Here is a 21,159-nt window from a genome sequence, read left to right on the forward strand (position 1 = left end):
ACTGAAGGTGCGGCTTGCCGTTAACAATCGGCGCTCCGCCGCGTCAATTTCGCTTTATTTGAAGGGGGAAGTATTCACCCGTGACCGGCACTTTCCGCTAGGATCAGCACATCCGCGCCGCCGATCCATGAGGACCTCACCATGAGCTTCCGCCGCGACTTCATCACCAAGCCGATCTTCTCCTGGGCGCGTGGCGCGCTGCCGACCATGTCGGCCACCGAGCGCGAGGCGCTGGAAGCCGGCGACGTCTGGTGGGACGCCGATCTGTTCACCGGCAATCCCGACTGGTCGAAGCTGCTGGCCTTCGCGCCGGCGAAGCTGACCGACGAGGAGAAGGCCTTCCTGAACGGTCCGGTCGACGAGCTCTGCGCGATGCTCGACGAATGGAAGATCAATTGGGAATGGCGCGATCTGCCGCCCGAGGTCTGGGACTTCATCAAGCGCAACAAATTCTTCGGCATGATCATCCCGAAGGAATTCGGCGGCCTCGGCTTCTCGCCTTACGCGCATTCCGAGGTCGTGCGCAAAGTCTCCTCGCGCTCGCTGACCGCCGCCGTCACCGTGATGGTGCCGAACTCGCTCGGGCCCGGCGAACTCCTGATGCGCTTCGGCACCAGGGAGCAGCAAGAGAAATGGCTGCCGCGCTTGGCCTCCGGCCACGACATTCCCTGCTTCGGCCTGACCAGCCCCGAAGCCGGCTCGGACGCCGCCTCGATGATCGACACCGGCATCATCTGCAAGGGCAACTTCGAGGGCCGCGAGGTGCTTGGGCTGAAGCTGAACTGGCACAAGCGCTACATCACGCTCGGTCCCGTGGCGACGCTGCTCGGGCTCGCCTTCAAGGCCTATGATCCTGACCACCTGGTCGGTCAGCAGGAAGAGCTCGGCATCACCGTTGCGCTGATTCCGACGCATCTGCCGGGTGTTTCGATCGGCCACCGCCATCTGCCGGCGATGCAGGTGTTCCAGAACGGCCCGAACTGGGGCCGCGATGTCTTCATCCCGCTCGATTACATCATCGGCGGTGACGCGCGGCTCGGGCAGGGCTGGAAGATGCTGATGACGGCGCTTGCCGCCGGACGCGGCATCTCGCTGCCGTCGCTGTCGGCGGCCGGCGCCGCCTACGCCGCGCGCACCAGCGGCGCCTATGCCCGGATCCGCGAGCAGTTCGGCATCTCGATCTCGAAGTTCGAGGGCATCGAGGAGCCGCTCGCCCGCATCGTGGCGACCGCCTATCTGCTCGACGCCGCGCGGCGGCTGACCTGCGCCGCGCTGAACCAGGGGCATCATCCGGCCGTCATCTCCGGCATCATGAAGCTGCATGCCACCGAGCGGATGCGGATCGCAATCGATGACGCGATGGACATCCATGGCGGCAAGGCGGTGATCGACGGGCCGCAGAACTATCTCGGCCAGCTCCACCGCTCGGTGCCGGTCGGCATCACGGTCGAGGGCGCCAATATCCTGACCCGCAACCTGATCGTGTTCGGGCAGGGCGCGATCCGCGCGCATCCCTATCTGTTGCAGGAGATGAACGCGCTCGGCGAGCCCGATCGCGACAGGGGCCTGACCGCCTTCGACACCGCGTTCTGGAAGCATGTCGGCCACAGCTTCGCGACCCTGTTCCGCGCCTGGGGCCGGAGCTGGACCGGCGGCCTGTTCGCGCCGGCGCCCGATGCCGGCGAGGCCACCGAATTCTATCGCCAGCTCTCGCGTTATTCGTCGGCGTTTGCGCTGTGCGCCGACATGGCGCTGCTCACGCTCGGCGGCGCGCTGAAGCGCAAGGAGATGCTCTCCGCCCGCTTCGGCGATATCCTGTCCGAATTGTATTTGCTCTCGGCCGCGCTGAAGCGCTGGCAGGACGAGGGCCGGCAGAAGGAGGACCTTGCCGCGCTCGAATGGTGCATGGCAACCGGCTTCAAGACCATCGAGCACCGCTTTGCGGAAATCTTCGCCAACCTGCCGAACCGTGTCGTCGGCTGGATGCTGAAAGTCCTGATCCAGCCCTTTGGCGCGCGCGTCACGGGCCCGTCGGACCGCGCCGTGCATCAATGCGCGCAGCTCGTGCTGTCGCCGTCGGCGGCGCGCGACCGCCTGACGCCGGATCTCGCCTTGGTCGAGGACGATCGCGGCGTCGCGCGGCTGGAGAAAGCCTTCCGTCTTGTGGCCGACGCCGAGGATGCGGCCAAGCAGCTCCGCGCCGCGCGCCTGCATGATTGGAAGGATGCGGTCGCCAAGGGTGTCATCACCCAGAGCGAGGGCGAGAAGCTCGCCGCCGCCCACGAGGCCATCGCCAAAGTCATCGAAGTCGATGATTTCGCGCCGGAGGCGCTGTCACCGATTTACAAGAAATCCGCCAATGTGCATCAGTTCTTCCAGGAACTGGGAGAGCAGAGGGCGGCGAGCTGATGGCGCGACCAGTCTTTATCGTCGACGGCAGCCGGACGCCGTTCCTGAAGGCGCGCTCCGGCCCCGGTCCGTTCACCCCGGTCGATCTCGCGGTGCAGTGCGGACGGCCATTGCTGGCGCGCCAGCCCTTTAGCCCCACCGCCTTCGATCAGGTGATCCTCGGTTGCGTCAACGTGATCGCGGACGAGATGAACCCGGCGCGGGTCGCCGCGCTTCGGCTCGGCATGGGCGAGAAGATGGTCGCCTTCACGGTGCAGATCAATTGCGGCTCCGGCATGCAGTCGATCGACACCGGCTACCGTTACATCCGCGAGGGCATCTCCGATCTGATCCTCGCCGGCGGCGCCGAGGCCTTGAGCCACGCGCCGCTGGTCTGGTCGAATGCCGGCGTGCGCTGGTTCGCAGGCCTTGCCGGCGCCAAGGGCATGGCCGCCAAGATCGCCGCCGCGCTGAAGGTGAAGCCGAGCTATTTCAAGCCGATCATCGGGCTCGAGCGCGGACTTACCGATCCGATCACCGAGCTCAATATGGGCCAGACCGCCGAGAAGGTCGGCCATCTCTTCGGCATCACCCGCGCGCAGTCCGACGCCTATGCCGCCGAAAGCCATCAGCGGCTCGCGAACGCACAGAAGCAGGGCTTTCTCAAGGGCGAGGTCGAGACCGCGTTCTCCCGCGACGGCAAGTTCTACGATCACGACGACGGTGTCCGCCCCGACTCGACGCCGGAGACGCTGGCAAAGCTGAAGCCGGTGTTCGAACGTCCCTGGGGCCAGGTCACCGCCGGCAACTCCTCGCAGATCACCGATGGCGCCTCCTGGGTGATTCTCGCCTCGGAAGCCGCCGTTGCGAAGCATGGGCTGACGCCGAAGGCCGTCATCCTCGACAGCCAATGGTCGGCGCTCGATCCCTCGATCATGGGCCTGGGTCCGGTGCTGTCGGCGAGCGCGCTTCTGAAGCGCAACGGGCTAACCTTGCAGGATGTCGAGACCTGGGAATTGAACGAGGCCTTTGCCACGCAGGTGCTCGGCTGCCTCGCCGCCTGGAACGACGACAGGTTCTGCCGCGAGATCCTTGGTCTCGACGGCGCGGCCGGCGCGATCGACCGTGCCAGGCTCAATGTCGATGGCGGCGCGATCAGCCTCGGCCATCCCGTCGGCACCAGCGGCAACCGCATCGTGCTGCATCTCGTCAATGCGATGAAGCGGCTCGGCACCCGGCGTGGCGTCGCCACCGAATGCATCGGCGGCGGGCAGGGCGGCGCGATGTTGATAGAGACGGTGTGATCATGGACTCTGAGATCATGGACGTCCTTGCCGATCGCGTGCTCGAACTCGGGCCGACGCCTGCGGCCGACAGCCCCTACCGGAATTTCAAGCTGACGCGCGACGAAGACGGCATCGCCTGGCTCTTGTTCGACCGTGCCGGCGTCAGCGCCAACACCATCTCCGCCGATATGATCGACGAGCTCAACGCGATCGTGTCGGCATTCGAGACCCAGCGGCCGGCCGGTCTCGTGATCCGTTCGGCGAAGCGGAGCGGCTTCATCGCCGGCGCCGACGTCAACGAATTCCGCGGCGTCAGCGATTCGCGCGCGGTCGAAGCCGAGATCGGCCGGGCGCATGCGGTGATCGACCGCTTGGAAGCGCTGCGGGTGCCATCCGTTGCGGTGATCCACGGCTTCTGCCTCGGCGGCGGGCTCGAGGTCGCGCTGGCCTGCCAGATGCGGATCGCAATCGACGATGCGCGCTTCGGCTTCCCCGAGGTGCTGCTCGGCCTGCATCCCGGCCTCGGCGGCACCGTGCGCTTCACCGAACTGATCAATCCGATCGAGGCGATGACGCTGATGATGACCGGCAAGACGATCGACGCGCGCCGCGCCAAGGCGCTCGGTCTGGTCGATGCCGTCACGCAGGAGCGCCACGTCCGCAACGCCGTGAGGGACGCGGTGTTCGGCCGCCTGAAGCGCGCCAGGCCGGGCCCGCTCAACTCGCTTCTCAATCTCGCCCCCGTGCGCGGCTTTCTTGCGACCCGCATGCGCCGCGAAGCCGGGAAGGCTGCGCCACGTGCGCACTATCCCGCGCCCTATGCGCTGATCGATCTCTGGGAGAAGCACGCCGGCAACCGCGCAGCGATGCTGAACGCGGAGAAGACCTCGTTCTCCAATCTGATGGTGACGCCGACCGCGCAGAATCTGATCCGCGTGTTCTTCCTGCGCGAGCAGATGAAGAAGGCGGCGGGGGGCGGCAACAAGGTACAGCACGTCCACGTGATCGGCGCCGGCGCGATGGGCGGCGACATCGCCGCATGGTGCGCCAATCAGGACATGCGGGTCACGCTGGCCGACATGAAGGCCGAGCCGATCGCGGGTGCGATGAAGCGTGCCGCCGATCTGTTCAGCAAGATCATGCGCAAGAAGATCGACCAGCGCGACGCGCTCGACCGCCTGATCCCCGACATGGCGGGCGAGGGCGTTCGCAACGCCGACCTGATCATCGAGGCGGTACCGGAAAAGCTCGAGCTGAAGCAGAAGGTCTATGCCGCCCTCGAGCCGAGCATGAAGCAGGGCGCGATCCTCGCTACCAACACTTCGAGCATCCCGCTGCAGGATCTGCGCACCACGCTCGCAAGGCCGGAGCGGCTGCTCGGCCTGCATTTCTTCAATCCGGTGTCGCGGCTGCAACTCGTCGAGGTCGTCAGCCATGACGGCACCGACGCGACGCTGCTGAAGGAGGCGCTCGCCTTCGTCGGTGCGATCGATCGCCTGCCGCTGCCGGTGAAGAGCTCGCCCGGCTTCCTCGTCAACCGCGCGCTGACGCCCTACATGCTGGAGGCGATGGTGATGCTGGACGAGAAGACCGACCAGCGCCTGATCGATGCGGCCGCGGTGGAGTTCGGCATGCCGATGGGACCGATCGAGCTCGCCGACCAGGTCGGCCTCGATATCTGTCTCGACGTCGGCGACATGCTACGCTCGAAATTCGGCGACCATCTGCCGCCGACGCCGGCCTGGCTGCGCGAGAAGGTCGCCAAGGGCGAGCTTGGGCGCAAGACCGGCAAGGGCTTCTACACCTGGAAGGAAGGCAGAGCGGAGAAGACCCCGCTGCCGGAGACCGGTCCACGAGTGACCGACGAGATGATCGACCGCCTGGTGCTGCCGATCTCGAACGTCTGTATCGCGGCCTTGCGCGAAGGCATCGTCGACGATGCCGACATGGTCGATGGCGCGATGATCTTCGGCACCGGCTACGCGCCGTTCCGCGGCGGCCCGCTCAATTATGCGCGCACCCGCGGCGTCGACAAGGTGGTGTCAGCATTGCGCGCGCTCGCGGAGAAATTCGGCGATCGTTTCACGCCCGACTCCGGCTGGGAGAGCTTCAAGTGACCGACACCCATGTCCACGCGCCGCCGATTAGCGGGAACGAGCCGCAAGGCGATCTCTGCATTCGCACGCTGGCGATGCCGGCCGACACCAACGCCAATGGCGACATCTTCGGCGGCTGGCTGCTCAGCCAGATGGATCTCGGCGGCGGCGTGTTCGCCTCCAAGGTGGCGAACTCCCGCACCGTGACGGTCGCGATCGAGGCGATGAATTTCCGCAAGCCGGTCTATGTCGGCGATCTCGTCTCGGTTCACGCCAATCTGGTGCGGGTCGGCCGCACCTCCATCACGGTACATCTGGAAGCCTGGGTGCTGCGCCGCCGCGATCAGCAATCGATCCTGGTGACCGATGGCAACTTCACCTACGTCTCGATCGACGATCAGGGCCATCCCCAGCCGATCCCGCGCGACGGCGCGACGATCAAGAGGTGAGGCATCGTCGCGAATCAGACACCGGAACGCTTCGAGGAAACGTGTCAAAACCAAGCCCGGTTCTGATCAATTCAGGGCCGAGACCCATATCGCGGCGCATCGCCGCCTGCGAAAATGTCTGAGGAACAAACGGGCAGTGATGCCGTTGTCGGGCCGGAGTCCAACCGAGGCCGACAATGTCCGACAGCTACGTTATCGAAGTAAGTTCACAGACCGCGGGTATTGTGGTGCGCGATACGCGCGGTTACCAGTTCTTTGCAGCATCGCCCCGCTTCGAGGCCCTCGAGGGCCGGATCTTCCGCAACGCGCGCGAGGCCGAGCGTGCGGCGCGCCGCCTCCTCACCGGCCAGGATCTGCAGATGGCCTCGTGAGAGGCCGCCGGCGCCATGTCGGTTGCGCGCGCCGCCAGAGCCTGTATTGATACATCCGGGCCCACGGAACTGATGCTCGGATGTTGCAGGAACAAGGCAAGGCGCTGCTGTTCGACATTGACGGAACGCTCGCCGATACCGATCCGCTTCATCTTGCCGCCTTCAACGAAGTGCTCGGCCCTCATGGACATGAGTTCGATCATGCGCGCTTCGGCAAGGAGCTGCAGGGCTTTTCCAACGCGTCGATCGGCGAACGTTTCCTGGCGCACGAGGCACCGGAACGCCGCGCCGTCATTCTAGACGAGAAGGAGCGGATCTTTCGCGAGCTGGTCAGCGGCCAGATTCAACCGGTGCCGGGATTGATGGCGCTGCTCGACCAGGCGGATCGCGCCGGCGTTCCGATGGTCGCGGTCACCAACGCACCGCGCCCGAATGCCGAACTGCTGCTGTCGGGACTTGGCATCGCGCATCGCTTCAGGGGCGTGGTGATCGGCGACGAACTGGCACACGGCAAGCCGCATCCGTTGCCCTATCTGGAAGGGTTGCGGCTCGCCGGCGCGTCGGCGCAAGCTGCGCTCGCATTCGAGGATTCGCGCTCCGGCATTCAGTCCGCCACCGCCGCCGGGATCGCGACGATCGGGATGCGAACCGGCCTCGGCCACGCCGATCTGATCGCGGCCGGCGCAGTCGCCAGCGCCCGTGCGTTCGACGATCCCGAACTGATCAGGCTGGTCACCTTGGCGATGGCGTGGTGAGGCACTCTCGCATCGAATGCGCCGGCGGGGCTGGGTCCGGCGTTGGGCTTTTGGCGACGCTTGCTCGTTGACCTCGGTGCCGAACGGTCGCACGATGGGTTACTCGCCATTTCAAGGATGCCGCCGTGGCCGGACTCTCGCATCGCCAGACCGAAATCCTCAACATCGCACGCGCCTTCGGCCGGGTGATGGTTGAGGACCTCGCCAAGCGATTCGAGGTGTCGGCGCAGACCATCCGCAAGGACCTCAACGATCTCTGCGACCAGCGCTCGCTCACCCGCATCCATGGCGGCGCGATCATCGCTTCCGGCGTGGAGAATCTCGCCTACGAGGCGCGCCGCTTCGTCGCGGCGGAGGAGAAGAAGGCGATCGGCGCCGCCGCGGCCGCGCGGATCCCGAACGGCTGCTCGCTGTTCATCAATATCGGCACCACGACCGAGGAGGTCGCGAGCGCCCTGACCTCGCACGAGGATCTGCTGGTGATCACTAACAACCTCAACGTCGCGATGCTGCTCTATCGCCATCCGCGCATCGAGGTGGTGGTGGCGGGCGGCACCGTGCGCCGTGCCGACGGCGCCGTGGTCGGCTCGACCGCAACGCAACTGATCGGCCAGTTCAAGGTCGATTACGCCATCATCGGTGCGTCCGCGATCGACGAGGAAGGCGCGCTGCTCGACTTCGATTATCGCGAGGTGCAGGTCGCGCAGGCGATCATCGCCAATGCACGCAACGTCATGCTGGTGTCTGACGCGACCAAGCTCCGCCGCAGCGCGCCGGTGCGGATCGCCCATATCAGCCAGATCCAGACCTTCGTCACCGATTCGCCGCTGCCGGCCGGCCTCGCCAACATCTGCCATTCGCGCGGCATCGAGGTGGTCGTGGCGATGGACAAGCCGGCCGTCGATCTCGACGACAACGGCTCCGAGACCGCGCCGGTCACGCTGCGCAGCGTGTAGCGCCCCGTAGTCCTCCGTTCCCGTCATTGCTGTCGATACGGAGCGATATCCGGTCGCCCCAAAGAATTTCCGCGGGTTCCTTATTTTCGGTTTGCTTTCGTTTTCGGTTGTGATCTAATTCAATCCGAAAGTAAAATCGTCGAAGCGAAGACGGTTTCTGGGGGAAGCGTTCGTTGGATCGAATTTACGACCTCGCCATCATCGGAGGCGGCGTTAATGGCTGCGGCATCGCGCGCGATGCAGCGGGCCGGGGTAATTCTGTTTTCCTTTGTGAAATGAATGACTTGGCGAGCGGGACGTCGTCCTGGTCGACCAAGCTGATCCACGGCGGCCTGCGCTATCTCGAATATTACGAGTTTCGTTTGGTGCGCGAGGCGCTGATCGAGCGCGAAATCCTCTGGCAGATCGCGCCCCACATCATCCGCCCCTTGCGTTTCGTTTTGCCGCACCATGCCGGCCTGCGCCCGGCCTGGCTCTTGCGGCTCGGGCTCTTCCTCTATGACCACATCGGCGGCCGGCATCTGCTGCCGGCAACGCGCTCGGTCGATCTCACAACCAGCGTGGTCGGCAAGCCGCTGATCGCCGGCCGCTACACCAAGGGCTTTGAGTATTCCGACTGCTTCGTCGATGACGCGCGGCTCGTTGCCTTGACCGCGCGCGATGCCGCCGATCGCGGCGCCGACATCCGCACCCGGACCCGCGCTGTCGAGATCAGGCAGGTCGACGACATCTGGCACGTCACAGTCGAGGACCGCGCAAGCGGCGGCCGCGAGACGATCAAGGCCCGCGTCGTGGTCAATGCCGGCGGTCCCTGGGTGGAGCAGGTGCTGGCATCGGGTGCCGGCGTCAATGCGCGCGCCAAGGTGCGGCTGGTGCAGGGCTCGCACATCGTGGTGAAGAAGCTCTACGACCACGATCGCGCCTACATCTTCCAGAATGCGGACGGCCGCATCATCTTCCTCATTCCGTATCAGGACGACTTCACGCTGATCGGCACCACCGATCGCGACTATGACGGCGATCCGGCCAAGGTGAAGGCGACGCGGGAAGAGATCGAGTATCTGTGCGTCTCCGCCAGCGAATATCTCGCCAAGCCGGTCAAGCCCGAGGACGTCGTCTGGGATTATTCCGGCGTGCGTCCGCTCTATGACGACGGCGCGAGCGAGGCCAAGGCCGCGACCCGCGACTATGTGTTCGAGCTCGACACGCCCAGCGGCGCGCCGCTGCTGTCGATCTACGGCGGCAAGATCACCACCTATCGCCGCCTGTCCGAGGAGGCGCTGGAGCGGCTGGCGCCCTATCTGCGCGGCGCCAAGGCGCGCGAGGGCTGGACCGGCAAGGAGCCGCTGCCCGGCGGCAACATGGATGTCTCCGCGGTCGCGGCTCTGATTGCGGAACTGACCCGCAACTATCCCTTCCTGGCCCAGCCGCACGCGAAGCGCCTTGCGCATGCCTATGGCACCCGCGCGGCCAAGCTGTTGGGCAATGCGAAATCCGCAGGCGACCTCGGCCGTTCGTTCGGCGCCACCTTGACGGAAAGCGAAGTCAGGTACCTGATGGCCAACGAGTGGGCTCAGACTGCGGAAGACGTCGTCTGGCGGCGATCCAAGCTGGGCTTGCGGATGACGGCGAGTGAAATCGCCGCGCTCGACGAGTGGATGGCCGCCAACCCCGTCTCAGGTGAACGTCCCCTCCGCGAAGCGGGAGGACGGCCATGAGCGTCACACTGCAGAACGTCACGCGGACCGTGGACGGCATTCCGACCATCCGCGACGTCACGCTGACGCTGGAGCGCGGCACGCTCAGCGTGCTGCTCGGGCCGACGCTGTCGGGCAAGACCTCGATCATGCGGCTGCTCGCCGGCCTCGACAAGCCCGCGACCGGCCGCGTGCTGGTCGACGGCAAGGACGTGACCGGCGCCGATGTGCGCCAGCGTTCGGTCGCGATGGTCTACCAGCAGTTCATCAATTACCCCTCGCTGACGGTGTACGAAAACATCGCCTCGCCACTTCGGGTGCAGGGCAAGCCGCGCGCCGAGATCGAGAAGCGCGTCGGCGAGGCTGCGCGGCTATTACGGCTCGAACCCTATCTGAAGCGCACGCCGTTGCAGCTCTCCGGCGGCCAGCAGCAGCGCACCGCGATTGCGCGGGCGCTGGTCAAGGGCGCGGACCTCGTGCTGCTCGACGAGCCGCTCGCCAATCTCGACTACAAGCTGCGCGAAGAGCTGCGCGCTGAATTGCCGCGCATCTTCGAGGCCTCGGGCGCGATCTTCGTCTATGCGACGACCGAGCCGTCGGAAGCGCTGCTGCTCGGCGGCAACACCGTGTGCATGTGGCAAGGCCAGGCGTTGCAGGTCGGCGAGACGCCGAAGGTCTATCGCCATCCGGATACGCTGCGCGTCGCCCAGGTGTTTTCCGATCCGCCGCTCAACATCATCCCCATCGAGAAGAAGGGCTCGCAGGTGATCTATGCCGGCGGCGAGCAGGCGCCGGCGGCGGGCCTTTATGCCGGTCTGCCCGACGGCCGTTACCGGACCGGTTTCCGGGCGCACCAGCTCGAGGTCGGCAGCGCCGCGGCCGGACGCCACAAATTCTCCGCCGCCGTGACGGTGACCGAGATCACCGGCTCGGAGAGCTTCGTGCATCTCCACGTCCACGGTTCGAACTGGGTCGCGGTGCTGCACGGCGTGCACGAATATGAACCCGGGCAGGTGATCGACGCCGCGCTCGACCCCGACAATATCTTTGTGTTCGACGCGGCCGACCGCCTGGTCGCGTCGCCAGCGACAGCGTTTTCAAGCGACGTGCCTGGCGCTTCGCGTGAAGCAAACGCCTCAACAAACAAGAGCAAGTGAGGGAGATGCCCCATGGCCCGCATTGACCTCGTCGATCTCGCCCATTCCTACGCCGGCAACGATGCGCCGCAGGACTCCTTTGCGCTGAAGCCGGTGACCATGACCTGGCGGCAGGGCGGCGCCTATGCGCTGCTCGGGCCCTCCGGCTGCGGCAAGACCACGCTGCTCAACCTGATCTCCGGCATCGTGACGCCCTCGCGCGGGCAGATCCTGTTCGACGGCCGTGACATCACGCCGCTGTCGACGCAGAAGCGCAACATTGCGCAGGTGTTCCAGTTCCCGGTGATCTACGACACCATGACGGTCGGCCAGAACCTGGCATTTCCGTTGAAGAATCGCGGCGTGGCGAAGGCCGAGGTCGATGCGCGCGTCAAGCAGATCGCCGATCTGCTCGACCTCTCGCAGTATCTCAAGCGCAAGGCGACGCGGCTGACTGCCGATGCCAAGCAGAAGATTTCGCTCGGCCGCGGCCTGGTGCGCTCCGACGTCGCCGCCGTGCTGTTCGACGAGCCATTGACGGTGATCGATCCCGAACTGAAATGGCAGTTGCGCTCGAAGCTGAAGGCGCTGCATCGCGAGCTCGACCTCACGATGATCTACGTCACCCACGACCAGACCGAGGCGCTGACCTTCGCCGACACCGTCGTCGTGATGCATGACGGCCGTGTGGTGCAGAGCGGCACGCCGGCCGAGCTGTTCGACAAGCCGGCGCATACCTTCGTCGGCTACTTCATCGGCTCGCCCGGCATGAACATCGTGCCGGCGGAGGTGAGTGGGCACGAGGCGCGGATCGACGGTCATGTCATCGGCCTGCATCGCAACTACGGCGTCCTGCTGGCCGGCAAAAAGATCGAGATCGGCGTGCGGCCTGAATTCGTCGATATTGGCGCACCCGCGTCGGGCCTGCTGTCGGCGACGATCGAGCGGATCGACGATCTCGGCCGCATCAGGTTCGCGCGCGTCCGCGTCGGCGATACCAAGTTCGCCGCGCGCGTGCCGCCCGGATTCTCGGTGTCCGGCAACACCGCCGGCCTGATCTTCGATCCGGCGCACGTCCACGTCTATGCCGATAGCCATTTGGTCGAGGGGGTCGCCTGATGGACAAGACCGTCAATCAGAAAGCCTGGTTCCTGGTGCTGCCGGTGTTCCTGGTGGTGGCGTTCTCCGCGATCATTCCGCTGATGACCGTCGTGAACTATTCGATGCAGGACACGTTCGGCAACAACCAGTTCTTCTGGAACGGCGTCGGCTGGTTCAAGGAGCTGCTCGATCCCTCCACCGACCTCGGTGGCCGCTTCCTGGCCTCGCTCGGCCGCAACCTGTTCTTCTCCGCCGTCATTCTCGCGATCGAGGTGCCGCTCGGCATCGTGGTCGCGCTGTCGATGCCGCGCGAGGGCTGGAGCGTCGCGGCCTGCCTCGTCATCCTGGCGCTGCCGCTCCTGATTCCGTGGAACGTGGTCGGCACCATCTGGCAGATCTTCGGCCGTCCCGATATCGGACTGCTCGGCTATGTGCTGAACAGCCTGGGGATCAACTACAACTACGTCTCCAACGAGGTCGATGCCTGGGTCACGGTGATCGTGATGGACGTCTGGCACTGGACCAGCCTCGTTGCGCTGCTCTGCTACGCCGGCCTCAAGTCTATCCCCGACGCTTATTATCAGGCAGCGCAGATCGACGGCGCCTCGCGCTGGGCGGTGTTCAAGGCGATCCAGCTCCCGAAGATGCACCGCGTGCTTCTGATTGCCGTGCTGCTGCGCTTCATGGACAGCTTCATGATCTATACCGAGCCGTTCGTCGTGACCGGCGGCGGCCCGGGCAACTCCACCACCTTCATCTCGATCGAGCTCGTCAAGATCGCGCTCGGCCAATTCGACCTCGGCAAGGCCGCGGCGCTGTCGCTGGTCTACAACCTGATCATCCTGATCGTGTGCTGGGTGTTCTACACCGTGATGACCAACGCCGGCGCCGAGCGCCCGGCCAAGGAAGGAGTGGCGTGATGCACTCGATCCCCGGCCGTCGCCTGATCATGGCGCTGTTCCTGGTCTTCCTGTTGTTGCCGATCTACTGGCTCGTCAACATGAGCTTCAAGACCAACAGCGAGATCGTCTCGACGATGACGCTGTGGCCGCATGCGCCGACCTTGCAGCACTACAAGCGCATCTTCACCGACGAGAGCTGGTACTCCGGCTACATCAACTCGCTGGAATATGTCGTCATCAACACCATCATCTCGATCGCGGTGGCGCTGCCGGCGGCGTATGCGTTCTCGCGCTACCGTTTCCTCGGCGACAAGCATCTGTTCTTCTGGCTGTTGTCGAACCGCATGGCGCCGGCGGCGGTCTACGCGCTGCCGTTCTTCAACCTCTATTCGGCGATCGGCCTGTTCGACACGCCGTGGGCGGTGGCGCTCGCGCACTGCATCTTCAACGTTCCGCTGGCGGTGTGGATCCTCGAGGGCTTCGTCTCCGGCGTGCCGCGCGAGATCGACGAGACCGCCTTCCTCGACGGTTATTCGTTCCCACGCTTCTTCATCAAGATCCTGGTGCCGCTGATCGCGAGCGGCATCGGCGTCGCCGCGTTCTTCTGCTTCATGTTCTCCTGGGTTGAGCTGCTGCTCGCGCGCACGTTGACGTCGGTCGCGGCCAAGCCGATCGCCGCGGTGATGACGCGCACTGTATCAGCGGCCGGCATGGACTGGGGCCTGCTCGCGGCGGCCGGCGTCCTCACCATCATCCCGGGCGCACTCGTGATCTGGTTCGTCCGCAACTACATCGCGCGCGGCTTCGCGCTCGGCCGGGTATGAGGATCATCGTGAGAACATCGGGAAGCAGCATCGATGTCGGTCTTACCTCTCCCAGAGGGAGAGGTCGGGTTTGGCGCGGAGCGGCAAATCCGGGTGAGGGGTCTTGCTCGTCCGAGAGAGCGTACCCCCTCACCCCAGCCCTCTCCCCGTGGGAGAGGGAGTGCAACGCGTCGTATGGAGGGAGATGAGGCATGGACAGCATCGCATGGATGGCCTGGACCTGGCCGACCGCGATCTTCTTCGTGCTGCTTGCCTGCACGCTGGGGGTGATGACCTGGCTCGGTATTGCCTATCCCGAAGCCGAGCGCGTCGGGGTGCTGCGCATTCCAACGACGCGCGGCGATCGTTTGTTCATTTCACTCGTGCTCGCTGCGGTGATCCACCTGGTGTGGATCGGCGTCGTCGGCACCGACCCGATCGCGACACTGCCGATCGGGGAGGGCGTGGATATTACGAGCCTGTGGCTCGCTACACTGATTTCGCTTGTTTCAGCCGTGGTGATCTTTCGCACCGTCTGAAGCAGGCGAAGAAGAGCAGATCCGGGGTCTACCCGGGCCTGGGGTACTTAGTTTGTCGCTGCAACCGGAGGAATCAACATGCGACACGTGAGAAGGACCAAGGATAGTCTTCTGGCCATGACGAGCGCGCTCGCGCTGGTCGCGGCATCGGTGGCTATCGCCGCGCCGGCGCGCGCGGACGAAGCCGCCGCGAAGAAGTGGATCGACAGCGAATTCCAGCCGTCGACCCTCTCCAAGGAAGACCAGATGAAGGAGATGGAGTGGTTCATCAAGGCCGCTCAACCCTTCAAGGGCATGGAGATCAACATCGTCTCGGAAACGCTGACGACCCACGAATACGAGTCCCGCACGCTCGCCAAGGCGTTCGAGGAGATCACCGGCATCAAGGTCAAGCATGACATCATCCAGGAGGGTGACGTCGTCGAGAAGATCCAGACCCAGATGCAGTCCGGCAAGAATGTCTATGACGGCTGGATCAATGACTCCGACTTCATCGGCACCCACTTCCGCTACGGTCAGGCGGTCGACCTCACGGAATGGATGAAGGGCGAAGGCAAGGACGTCACCGATCCGATGCTCGACGTCGACGACTTCATCGGCAAGTCGTTCACGACGGCGCCGAACGGTCACCTCTACCAACTGCCGGATCAGCAGTTCGCGAACCTCTACTGGTTCCGCTATGACTGGTTCACCAACCCGGAATACAAGGCCAAGTTCAAGGCCAAGTATGGCTACGAGCTCGGCGTGCCCGTGAACTGGTCGGCCTATGAAGATATCGCCGACTTCTTCACCAACGACGTCAAGGAGATCAACGGCGTCAAGGTCTACGGCCATATGGACTATGGCAAGAAGGACCCCTCGCTCGGCTGGCGTTTCACCGACGCCTGGCTGTCGATGGCCGGCAACGGCGACAAGGGCATCCCGAACGGCCTGCCGGTCGATGAGTGGGGTATCCGCATGGAAGGCTGCCGTCCGGTCGGCTCGTCGGTCGAGCGCGGCGGCGACGTCAACGGCCCGGCGGCGGTCTATTCGATCGTCAAGTATCTCGACTGGATGAAGAAGTATGCTCCGCCGCAGGCACAGGGCATGACCTTCTCCGAGTCGGGCCCGGTGCCGTCGCAGGGCAACATCGCCCAGCAGATCTTCTGGTACACCGCCTTCACCGCCGACATGGTGAAGCCCGGCCTCGCGGTGATGAACGCGGACGGTACGCCGAAGTGGCGTATGGCTCCGTCGCCGCACGGCGCGTATTGGAAGGACGGCATGAAGCTCGGCTATCAGGACGTGGGCTCGCTCACCCTTCTGAAGTCGACCCCGGTTGATCGCCGCAAGGCGGCCTGGCTCTATCAGCAGTTCATCGTCTCCAAGACGGTCAGCTTGAAGAAGAGCCATGTCGGTCTCACCTTCATTCGTGAATCCGACATCTGGGACAAGTCGTTCACCGAGCGTGCGCCAAAGCTCGGCGGCCTGATCGAGTTCTACCGCTCGCCCGCGCGCGTGCAGTGGACCCCGACCGGCAACAACGTGCCCGACTATCCGAAGCTCGCTCAGCTCTGGTGGCAGAACATCGGCGATGCGTCGTCCGGTGCGAAGACGCCGCAGCAGGCGATGGATGCACTCGCGGCCGCCCAGGACTCGGTGATGGAGCGTCTGGAGAAGTCGGGCGTGCAGGGCGCCTGCGGTCCGAAGCTCAATCCGAAGAAGACCGCTGAGTACTGGTACGACAAGTCCGCGAAGGACGGCAACATCGCGCCGCAGCGCAAGCTCGCCAACGAGAAGCCGAAAGGCGAGACGGTCGACTACGACACCCTGATCAAGTCGTGGCCGGCGTCGCCGCCGAAGCGTGCCTCGGCGAACTAAGCCGCAGCATCGTCAAGTGGCCGGGCCTTCCGGCCACAACGCGACAAGGCCGGGAGCGATCCCGGCCTTTTTGCCTTGCGCGCGGGATTGCCGTATCGATGCTTATGACCTGAATTCACGGCCGCAGTTCGGCCAGGGAGTCCGCCATGCGCATGACGTTCCGTTGCGATCCGAGGCTCGCCGATCATCTGGTGCGGCCGTTTCCGGCGCGCAGCGCGTTGCCCGACTGGCTGCGGGCGATGCCGGCGAAAGCGCATTCCGATATCCACGGCCGCGAGATCCGCACCGTCAAGCAATGTCCGCCCTTCGTCGATGCGATGGCCTATGGGGCGATGATTCCGCTGCCTTGCGACGTGAGGGTCGAGCGCGGCGCGTTCGCTTGGGACTGGGACATTCCGGAGCCCGCGACCGAGGGCCATCCGCGCGCGCCGCTCAGTTTCCATCCCGTGGCGCAGTTCGCCGGCGCGCCGTTCGCCAATGGCCAGGCCGCGCTCAAGTTCAACAGCTTCTGGACCATCGAGGTCGAGCCGGGCTGGTCGCTGTTTGCGACCCACCCGGTCAATCGCGACGACTTGCCGTTCCGACTGATCTCCGGGCTGGTCGATGCCGACCGGTTTCACGACGGCGGCATCAATTTCCCGGCAGTCTGGACGCAGCCGGATTTTGCCGGCGTGCTGCCGAAGGGCACGCCGGTCGCGCAATGCTTTGCGGTGCCGCGCGAGGCGCCCGAGCTGGTGTTCGAACCGTTCGACGCGGCACACCAGCAGGCCTATTCGAAGGTGGTGAGCGAGGTGCTGGCGGCACCCAACGTCTATCGCAAGCACTTCCGCGCCAAGCGTGGGCGGCTAACGACCTAAGCGCGATGAACTAGATCGGATCGGTTTGGCCACGCCTTCGGGTCACCTCTCCCCGACGGGGAGAGGTCGATTTGCGGAAGCAAATCGGGTGAGGGGCCGCGGCGCTAACGAGACACCGTAATCCCTCACCCGGCGCTGCGCGCCGACCTCTCCCAAGGGAGAGGTGAAGCACCGCCGGCGCTCCAGCTCAACCTGATCTCATCACGCTGACGTCCGATCAGTTTTGATTGAACGACTCGCGGCGGTCCCACCTCTCCCAAGGGAGAGGTGACTTCCGACGCTCTTTCAGCTCAACCCACTTCATCATGCTCCAGCACCTTGCGCAGCGCGCTCTCGTCGAGCCACAGGCGGCCGTGTGACGCCGAGGTCAGGGCCATCGCGATCGACCCGAACAGGTGCGGGCGCAGGCCGTAGGCGCGGGCGAATGCGCCGATTGCGGCATCCGGATCACCGCTATCCTGCAACGCGATGCCGAGATTGAGTGCGGCCTCGGCGTAATCCGGCTTGAGCTCGAGCGCCTTGCGGTAGGCGCGCGCGGCGGCGTCGTGATCGCGCAGGTCCTGCCGCGCCACGCCGAGATCAAACCACACAGAGGCCGGCGCCTCGCTCGCAGTGGCGCGCTCGAGCAGGTCCACGGCCCGCGCAAGGTCGCCGTCCTCCCAGGCCAACCGGCCGAGCCGCGCGGTCGCTTCCTGATGCTGCGGGATAACCTTGAGGATCGCCTCCCAGGCTTCGCGCGCCTGTGCCTTCCGGCCAGCCAGTTCGAGCGTGCGCGCTTTTTCGACGAAGGCATCGCGCTGCGGCTTGAGCGTGATCGCGCGGTCGAGATGCGCCAGCGCCGCGTCGAACTCGCCATCGGCGCGCGCAAGGCGGGCCGCCAGCAGGCGCGCAGCCGCGTTGTCGGGGCGCCGCGCGAGGCTCGCCTCGATATGCCTGCGCGCCGGCGCGATCTCGCCTTTGGCAAAGCGCACCGCGGCCGAGAGATGATTCAGCATCGGCTCGCCGGGCTCGCGCGCGAGGCCACGTTCGCAGAGTGAAATCGCCTCGTCGTGCCGGCCAGCATTGAAGGCCGCGGTCGCGCGGCGAACGATATCCTCAGCGGTTTCCGTCATCCCCGCATTAGAGCAAAGCCGGCTCGGCACAGCAATTCGAGGCGCGACATCGACGGGTGCGGCTTCAGCAAATTGAATTGTGTCGACGGCCAGCAGCCGAACAATCCTGCCCAACCACCGGCATCGACGTGCCGGCCAAGCCGCGACCGGTCGCCCCACTGGCGGGCACGGCTTGACTCGGCCTGACCGCAAACTCATAGTCAGCATAATGCGATTGAAATAATCGTATATCGATTAATTTGGGCCGGCCACTGGCCCGTCGAGAGGCTCTTGGATGGCACTGATCGAGGCGTTCAAGCGATTGCTGGGCGATGCGGCGGTCCTGACGCAGGAGGAAGATCTCGCGGGATTGATCGAGGACTGGCGTGGCCGCTACCGGGCGCCCGCGCTTTGCGCCGTGCTGCCGGCAAACACCCAACAGGTTGCCGCCGTCGTGCGCCTCTGCGCCGAACACGGCGTGCCCGTCCTGCCGCAGGGCGGCAACACCAGCCTGTGCGGCGGCGCTGTTCCGTCTGCGGAAGGCAAGCCGCCGGTCATCGTCGCGCTGACCCGCATGCGCCGGATCAGGTCGATCGATCCGGTGAACAACACGATGGAAGTCGATGCCGGCTGCGTGCTTACCGCGATCCAGGAAGCTGGCGCTGCGGCGGGCCGGCTCTATCCGGTCAGCCTCGGCGCGGAAGGCTCCTGCCAGATCGGCGGAAACATCGGCACCAATGCCGGCGGCACCGGCGTGCTGCGTTACGGCAACACGCGGGACAACGTGCTCGGCCTCGAGGTCGTGCTGCCCGAGGGCTCGATCTGGGACGGCCTTTACGCCCTGCGCAAGAACAATACGGGCTACGACCTCAAGCATCTCTTCATCGGCTCCGAAGGCACGCTCGGCATCGTCACCGGCGCCGTGCTGAAACTGCATCCACTGCCGACCGCGGAGGCGGTGGCGTGGCTCGCGGTCGACGATCCGCAACGCGCGCTCGAGGTGCTTGGCCTGTTCCAGGCGGCTTGCAGCTCGCGCCTGTCGGCGTTCGAGCTGATGAATTCCGATCAGGTCCGGCTGGTGCTTGAGCAGGTGCCGGGGCGCCGTTGCCCGGTGGCGCGGATCGAGGGCTGGCATGTCCTGGTCGAACTGTCTGACACCGGCGAGGCGCAGGAGCTTGCTGCCACGATGCAGGCGGTGCTGGAGCGCGCGCTCGAGTCCGGGTTGATCAGCGATGCCGTGGTGGCGTCGAGCGAGGCGCAGCGCAAGGCGATGTGGCTGGTCCGTCACAGCGTGTCGGAAGCCAACAAGAAAGCCGGCGTTGGCCTCACCTCGGATACGGCGGTGCCGGTCTCCGCGGTGCCCGCCTTCATCGAACAGGCAACGGCCGCCGTGCGCGCCATCGTGCCTGGGCTGCCGATGGTGGTGGTCGGCCACATGGGCGACGGCAACGTCCATTTCATCCCGTTCTTCAGCTTCGATGCGTGGAATGCGGTCGCGGATCGCGACGGTCTTGCGGAACGGGTTCGCCGGGCCATCAACGACGTCGCCGCGTCGCTGCGCGGCACGTTCAGCGCCGAGCACGGCATCGGGCGCACGCTGACCGGCGAAATGTCGCGCTACAAGCCGCCGGTCGAGCTCGCCTTGATGCGAGCGGTGAAGCAGGCCTTCGATCCGCTGGGCCTGTTCAATCCCGGCCGCGTGCTGCCTCAGGCAGCCACGCCATCCGCTTCGCCATCACATGCAACCAACAGCCAAAGGGAGACCTGACACGTGAGCAAATCTCCGAACACCGGCATTTCTCGTCGCAGCCTGCTGCTCGCCACCGGGGCCGCCGCGCTGGCGACACCCGCGATCTGGTCTCCGTCCCGCGCGGCCGGCAAGCGCATCATCGTGCGCGACGACGGCGGCATCTACACCAAGGCGTTCGGCGCGGTGTTCTACCGGCCGTTCACGCAGGCGACCGGCATCGAGGTCGTCGGCGTCCAGGCCACCGCCGAGCCGGTCGCGCAGATCAAGACCATGGTCGACACCAAGAACTACACCTGGGACATGGCCAAGATCAGTTGGCCCGCGATCCTGCTGCTGACGAGCGGCAAGACGTCCTATCTTGAAAAGCACGGCCTGGAGTCGGAGCCGGTCATCAAGACCATTCCGGCCGAATACATGTCGCCCTACGGCGTCGGCACCAATGTCTACACCACGGTGCTGGCCTATCGAACGGATGCGTTCAAGGGCCGCAAGGCGCCGCAATCCTGGGCCGACTTCTGGAACGTGAGCGAGTTTCCGGGCCGCCGCTCCGTGCGCAAGCATCCGTTCGACACCGTCGAGGAAGCGCTGATGGGAGCAGGCGTGCCGACCGCGCAGGTCTATCCGTGCGATCTCGACAAGGCGTTTGCGTCGCTCGACAAGATCAAGTCGGCCGTCGCGGTGTGGTGGACCACCGGCGCGCAGGTCGAGCAGATGCTGACCTCCGGCGAGATCGACATGATCCCGACCTGGGTGTCGCGCGCCCAGGCCGCGCAGGCGGCCGGCGCACCGGTCGAGATCGTCTGGAATCAGGGCATCTGGGGCGCCGACAACTGGTCGATCCTCGCCGGCACGCCGAATGCGGATGCGTGCCGCGAGTTCATCAAATTCGCGTCCGACCCGAAGCGGATGGCCGCGCTCACAGAGTTCTTCCCGGCCGGCCTCACGCAGCCGGAGGCCTTCAACTACGTCAAGCCGGAGATTGCCAAGAACTGCCCGACCTATCCGGACAACATCAAGGCCGGCCTGAAGATCGATCCGAAATTCTGGCTCGACAACCAGGCCGCCGTGATCGAGCGCTTCAACAGTTGGATCCTGGCGTAACCGGATCGCACAATCGGAGCA

The 21,159-nt window shown here is 65.3% G+C and carries 18 protein-coding genes; 17 read left to right on the top strand and 1 reads right to left on the bottom strand.

The features are described from left to right. Positions 1–141 precede the first annotated feature (141 nt). From P6U30_RS08355 to P6U30_RS08425, 15 genes are all read left to right on the top strand, one after another. Positions 142–2,409: an acyl-CoA dehydrogenase gene (locus tag P6U30_RS08355; protein WP_407168934.1), complete on the top strand. Its 2,268-nt coding sequence runs from the start codon at positions 142–144 to the stop codon at positions 2,407–2,409. Next, complete coding sequence (locus P6U30_RS08360; protein ID WP_407168935.1) at positions 2,409–3,692, top strand: acetyl-CoA C-acetyltransferase; 1,284 nt, start codon at positions 2,409–2,411, stop codon at positions 3,690–3,692. Before P6U30_RS08355 ends, P6U30_RS08360 begins: the two co-directional genes overlap by 1 nt. Positions 3,693–3,694: 2 nt before the next feature. Further along, the gene (locus tag P6U30_RS08365; protein ID WP_407168936.1) at positions 3,695–5,791 is read left to right on the top strand and encodes a 3-hydroxyacyl-CoA dehydrogenase NAD-binding domain-containing protein; all 2,097 of its coding nucleotides are present in this window, start codon (positions 3,695–3,697) and stop codon (positions 5,789–5,791) included. Next, positions 5,788–6,219 carry an acyl-CoA thioesterase gene (locus tag P6U30_RS08370; RefSeq protein WP_407168937.1) on the top strand — a complete coding sequence of 144 codons (432 nt, stop codon included), beginning with the start codon at positions 5,788–5,790 and terminating at the stop codon, positions 6,217–6,219. The genes P6U30_RS08365 and P6U30_RS08370 overlap by 4 nt, the downstream gene beginning before the upstream one ends. A gap of 176 nt (positions 6,220–6,395) precedes the next feature. Beyond that, positions 6,396–6,590 (top strand): hypothetical protein, encoded by a 195-nt coding sequence (locus P6U30_RS08375; protein WP_407150890.1) that lies wholly within the window; start codon positions 6,396–6,398, stop codon positions 6,588–6,590. Positions 6,591–6,670: 80 nt separating this feature from the next. Further along, on the top strand, positions 6,671–7,345 hold the full coding sequence (locus P6U30_RS08380) for an HAD family hydrolase (RefSeq protein ID WP_407168938.1): 675 nt from the start codon (positions 6,671–6,673) through the stop codon (positions 7,343–7,345). A 125-nt stretch (positions 7,346–7,470) separates the two neighbouring features. Further along, entirely contained in the window at positions 7,471–8,301 is an 831-nt protein-coding gene (locus P6U30_RS08385) for a DeoR/GlpR family DNA-binding transcription regulator (protein ID WP_407168939.1), read from the top strand. A gap of 173 nt (positions 8,302–8,474) precedes the next feature. Further along, positions 8,475–10,019 carry a glycerol-3-phosphate dehydrogenase gene (gene glpD / locus P6U30_RS08390; protein ID WP_407168940.1) on the top strand — a complete coding sequence of 515 codons (1,545 nt, stop codon included), beginning with the start codon at positions 8,475–8,477 and terminating at the stop codon, positions 10,017–10,019. Then, positions 10,016–11,155, top strand: a complete 1,140-nt coding sequence (locus P6U30_RS08395; protein WP_407168941.1) for an ABC transporter ATP-binding protein — start codon at positions 10,016–10,018, stop codon at positions 11,153–11,155. The genes glpD and P6U30_RS08395 overlap by 4 nt, the downstream gene beginning before the upstream one ends. Before the next feature lie 12 nt (positions 11,156–11,167). Beyond that, on the top strand, positions 11,168–12,253 hold the full coding sequence (locus tag P6U30_RS08400) for an ABC transporter ATP-binding protein (RefSeq protein ID WP_407168942.1): 1,086 nt from the start codon (positions 11,168–11,170) through the stop codon (positions 12,251–12,253). After that, a complete protein-coding gene (locus tag P6U30_RS08405; RefSeq protein WP_407168943.1) occupies positions 12,253–13,155 on the top strand; it encodes a carbohydrate ABC transporter permease in 903 nt (300 codons plus the stop codon). Before P6U30_RS08400 ends, P6U30_RS08405 begins: the two co-directional genes overlap by 1 nt. Beyond that, complete coding sequence (locus P6U30_RS08410; protein WP_407168944.1) at positions 13,155–13,961, top strand: carbohydrate ABC transporter permease; 807 nt, start codon at positions 13,155–13,157, stop codon at positions 13,959–13,961. The genes P6U30_RS08405 and P6U30_RS08410 overlap by 1 nt, the downstream gene beginning before the upstream one ends. Positions 13,962–14,152: 191 nt before the next feature. Next, a complete protein-coding gene (locus P6U30_RS08415) occupies positions 14,153–14,479 on the top strand; it encodes a DUF2160 domain-containing protein (RefSeq protein ID WP_407168945.1) in 327 nt (108 codons plus the stop codon). Positions 14,480–14,596: 117 nt separating this feature from the next. Then, on the top strand, positions 14,597–16,339 hold the full coding sequence (locus P6U30_RS08420; RefSeq protein ID WP_407170402.1) for an ABC transporter substrate-binding protein: 1,743 nt from the start codon (positions 14,597–14,599) through the stop codon (positions 16,337–16,339). 146 nt (positions 16,340–16,485) lie between these two features. Beyond that, entirely contained in the window at positions 16,486–17,196 is a 711-nt protein-coding gene (locus P6U30_RS08425) for a hypothetical protein (protein ID WP_407168946.1), read from the top strand. A gap of 290 nt (positions 17,197–17,486) precedes the next feature. On the opposite strand, the gene P6U30_RS08430 is transcribed toward P6U30_RS08425, so the two are convergent. After that, complete coding sequence (locus tag P6U30_RS08430; protein WP_407168947.1) at positions 17,487–18,308, bottom strand: tetratricopeptide repeat protein; 822 nt, start codon at positions 18,306–18,308, stop codon at positions 17,487–17,489. A 274-nt stretch (positions 18,309–18,582) separates the two neighbouring features. Here P6U30_RS08430 and P6U30_RS08435 point away from each other — a divergent pair, with 274 nt between their 5' ends. Both P6U30_RS08435 and P6U30_RS08440 read left to right on the top strand, forming a co-directional pair. After that, positions 18,583–20,055, top strand: coding sequence for an FAD-binding oxidoreductase (locus P6U30_RS08435; protein WP_407168948.1), 1,473 nt, complete (start codon positions 18,583–18,585; stop codon positions 20,053–20,055). A gap of 3 nt (positions 20,056–20,058) precedes the next feature. Next, on the top strand, positions 20,059–21,138 hold the full coding sequence (locus tag P6U30_RS08440; protein WP_407168949.1) for an ABC transporter substrate-binding protein: 1,080 nt from the start codon (positions 20,059–20,061) through the stop codon (positions 21,136–21,138). The last annotated feature ends 21 nt before the right edge of the window (positions 21,139–21,159 follow it).

Origin of the sequence: Bradyrhizobium sp. ORS 111 (assembly GCF_045571485.1) — a bacterium.
In the GTDB taxonomy this organism is placed as follows: Bacteria; Pseudomonadota; Alphaproteobacteria; order Rhizobiales; family Xanthobacteraceae; genus Bradyrhizobium.

Excerpts from the sequence above, each read along its gene's own strand:
- P6U30_RS08375 (WP_407150890.1), top strand. The coding sequence starts at position 6,396 with ATGTCCGACAGCTACGTTATCGAAGTAAGTTCACAGACCGCGGGTATT.
- P6U30_RS08400 (WP_407168942.1), top strand. The coding sequence starts at position 11,168 with ATGGCCCGCATTGACCTCGTCGATCTCGCCCATTCCTACGCCGGCAAC.
- P6U30_RS08425 (WP_407168946.1), top strand. The coding sequence starts at position 16,486 with ATGCGCATGACGTTCCGTTGCGATCCGAGGCTCGCCGATCATCTGGTG.
- P6U30_RS08360 (WP_407168935.1), top strand. The coding sequence starts at position 2,409 with ATGGCGCGACCAGTCTTTATCGTCGACGGCAGCCGGACGCCGTTCCTG.
- P6U30_RS08410 (WP_407168944.1), top strand. The coding sequence starts at position 13,155 with ATGCACTCGATCCCCGGCCGTCGCCTGATCATGGCGCTGTTCCTGGTC.
- P6U30_RS08415 (WP_407168945.1), top strand. The coding sequence starts at position 14,153 with ATGGACAGCATCGCATGGATGGCCTGGACCTGGCCGACCGCGATCTTC.
- P6U30_RS08435 (WP_407168948.1), top strand. The coding sequence starts at position 18,583 with ATGGCACTGATCGAGGCGTTCAAGCGATTGCTGGGCGATGCGGCGGTC.
- P6U30_RS08365 (WP_407168936.1), top strand. The coding sequence starts at position 3,695 with ATGGACTCTGAGATCATGGACGTCCTTGCCGATCGCGTGCTCGAACTC.
- P6U30_RS08430 (WP_407168947.1), bottom strand. The coding sequence starts at position 18,308 with ATGACGGAAACCGCTGAGGATATCGTTCGCCGCGCGACCGCGGCCTTC.
- P6U30_RS08405 (WP_407168943.1), top strand. The coding sequence starts at position 12,253 with ATGGACAAGACCGTCAATCAGAAAGCCTGGTTCCTGGTGCTGCCGGTG.
- P6U30_RS08395 (WP_407168941.1), top strand. The coding sequence starts at position 10,016 with ATGAGCGTCACACTGCAGAACGTCACGCGGACCGTGGACGGCATTCCG.
- P6U30_RS08355 (WP_407168934.1), top strand. The coding sequence starts at position 142 with ATGAGCTTCCGCCGCGACTTCATCACCAAGCCGATCTTCTCCTGGGCG.
- P6U30_RS08380 (WP_407168938.1), top strand. The coding sequence starts at position 6,671 with ATGTTGCAGGAACAAGGCAAGGCGCTGCTGTTCGACATTGACGGAACG.
- P6U30_RS08420 (WP_407170402.1), top strand. The coding sequence starts at position 14,597 with ATGACGAGCGCGCTCGCGCTGGTCGCGGCATCGGTGGCTATCGCCGCG.